Here is a 2,498-nt window from a genome sequence, read left to right as displayed (position 1 = left end):
ATTAACAATTGTATTTGTAATGGTATAAACAATACTATTTTTAACGATACCATTAGGATTTGTTACTACCAGTGTGACTGCCATAATTAGACCTAATACAGTACCAATGAATAGAGATAGGAACACCATATATAATGTCTGTTCTGCAGCTAATAATAACTGCGATCCTGGAACACCAAGTTCTTGCATGAAGAAATCCATTATAGTGTCACCTCCTGCCATTCAATACCTTGAGCAACAAGATACTCTTTTACCTTGCCCACCTCAAGATCATCGCCAATAAACTGAACAATGAATATACCAAGTACAGTATGTTCTAACTCTGTTACCGTAGCAAATAATACACTCGTTTCTAAATCATAGGTTTTATTAATATGATATAGAACATTATCTGTCGTATTATTTCCTAAGAAATGCATCTTAAGAATTGTGTATGGCCTTTTATCACAAGCTAATGTATGTTTCACTGTTGATGGAATTTCATTAGGAATTACAGTCCTAACAAATCGCTTTGTTGTTTCGTGTTTAGGTTTACTAAACACCTCAAGTACAGATCCGCTCTCTATGAGCTTTCCATGCTCCATAACTACAACTCGATTACATATTTTCTGAATTACATCGATCTCATGAGTTACGATAACTACTGTTACACCCAGTTCACGATTAACACGTTCTAGTAATTGTAATATAGATTCTGTTGTATCAGGATCTAGAGCGCTAGTTGCTTCATCACAAAGCAATATGGATGGATCTGTAGCTAATGCACGAGCAATACCAACGCGTTGTTTTTGACCCCCAGATAATTCTCCAGGATATGCATTTGCTTTATCGCCCAAATCAACAAAGTCTAATAAGGTTTTAACCTTTTTATCAATGTCTGATTTTGGCACCTTATTAAGAATTAGTGGGATAGCCACATTATCATACACCGATTTAGCATTCAACAAATTGAACTGTTGAAAAACCATACCGATGCGCTTACGAACCTTTCTAAGCTCATTAAAACTTAAACCATTGATATTCACACCATCTATTTCAACATGACCAGAGGTAGGTACCTCTAAGGCATTAATCATGCGAAGCAGTGTAGATTTACCAGCTCCACTAAAGCCAATAATGCCAAATATGTCGCCTTTTTCTATGGTAAAGTTTACATCAGATAATGCAGTAACCTTTTGCTTATTAACGTCAAACTCTTTCGTTACATTTCGTATAGCAATCACTGTACCACCTCTTTCCCTACAATCTAGTAGGAATTAATATCATCTTTAAAACATATCTTAAAGGTATGTTTTAATTATGTACTTAGATTACTACAATTTATAAGGACTGTCAAACACAAAAAGAACCTCAACCTTTAAAAAGTTGAGGTTCTTTATTTATCTATATCGATTAAAGAGATATAGGGATCCTAAAATAACAGGCGCTCCAATATAGAGTCCCATATTTGGTATTTCGCCCAATAAAAAGGCTGCTACTATAGCTGCCACAATTGGCGAGATATACATAAAGTTAGTTACATCAGACACCTTTTCAGCATGTTCAAAGGCATAGCTCCAGAATACGAATCCTAATGCACTGGAAAAGAATGCTAGGTATATCATAGCAAGCTTCGCAGTAATTGGTGCGGCTCCAATCATTTCAATAGCATGATCTGCAAAAGGTAGTGCCATAATGGCACCTGTAAACATGGACCACATAGCGATAGTAATCGAGTCATAACCTTTCAGACTAAGCCCGCGATTTAGAATATTATAAACCGCAAACAGTATCATACCAATCAACGTCCATATGGCCCCCATTGGAATGGTCAGAGTGGAATTCCAAAGGATAATGATGGCTACCCCTACAAAAGCAGTTATAGTGAAGAGCCAACCTATAGGGCGTATTCTATCCTTATAGACTACCAATGCCATCAGTGCTGTTGTCATTGGTGTTAAAGCCATAATAATACTAGATGTAGCGGCCGGTATTGTTCGCAATCCCTCATTAAACACAATTTGATAAACGAAGTTACCTGTAGCGCCTAACAAAATGTATATACCCCATTCACGCCAAGATGTAGGGATGTGTAATCCTTTAAACACACCAATAATTAGCATGAGTATAGCGCCGCCTACAACCCTCGCTACAGAGAGTGTCAGTGCGTCTACTGATTGCAAAGCCAACTTACCAAAAGGAAAGGCTGTTGCCCATACAGCGATTGTGGCAGATGCCCCTAAAACAGCTTTCATACGATTTGTCATTAGCATCTACCTTTCTACACAATTCCATAATCAATACTATCTAAATATTACCATAGTAAGGCCATACAATTCCAAGAAGATACATCACAACATATCGAACACTCTCTATTTATTGATATAAATTTTCATTATTTAAAGATAATATGATAATTGATTCTTCAAAACCCAAACTCAAATAAATCAAGTAATTAGTTATGCTTTCAATGTATTTATATAGTGTTTTCAATATTATTAAATTACAAATAACATCCA

Annotated in this window: 2 protein-coding genes and 1 pseudogene; all 3 read right to left on the bottom strand. The window is 35.9% G+C overall.

Annotated elements, in window-relative coordinates; genetic code table 11:
• A pseudogene (locus QZ334_RS07915) lies at positions 1-201 on the bottom strand (methionine ABC transporter permease); the annotation flags it as partial.
• Positions 201-1,223 carry a methionine ABC transporter ATP-binding protein gene (locus QZ334_RS07910; protein WP_287523589.1) on the bottom strand — a complete coding sequence of 341 codons (1,023 nt, stop codon included), beginning with the start codon at positions 1,221-1,223 and terminating at the stop codon, positions 201-203. The pseudogene QZ334_RS07915 and the gene QZ334_RS07910, both read right to left, overlap by 1 nt.
• A gap of 156 nt (positions 1,224-1,379) precedes the next feature.
• Positions 1,380-2,246: a DMT family transporter gene (locus tag QZ334_RS07905; RefSeq protein ID WP_295233449.1), complete on the bottom strand. Its 867-nt coding sequence runs from the start codon at positions 2,244-2,246 to the stop codon at positions 1,380-1,382.
• Positions 2,247-2,498 lie beyond the last annotated feature (252 nt).

The sequence above is a fragment of the Veillonella sp. genome, assembly GCF_019414865.1.
In the GTDB taxonomy this organism is placed as follows: domain Bacteria; phylum Bacillota; class Negativicutes; order Veillonellales; family Veillonellaceae; genus Veillonella.
This window is presented reverse-complemented; position numbering and strand designations above follow the sequence as displayed.

Coding starts and splice junctions, on each gene's coding strand:
- QZ334_RS07905 (WP_295233449.1), bottom strand. CDS start 2,246: ATGACAAATCGTATGAAAGCTGTTTTAGGGGCATCTGCCACAATCGCT.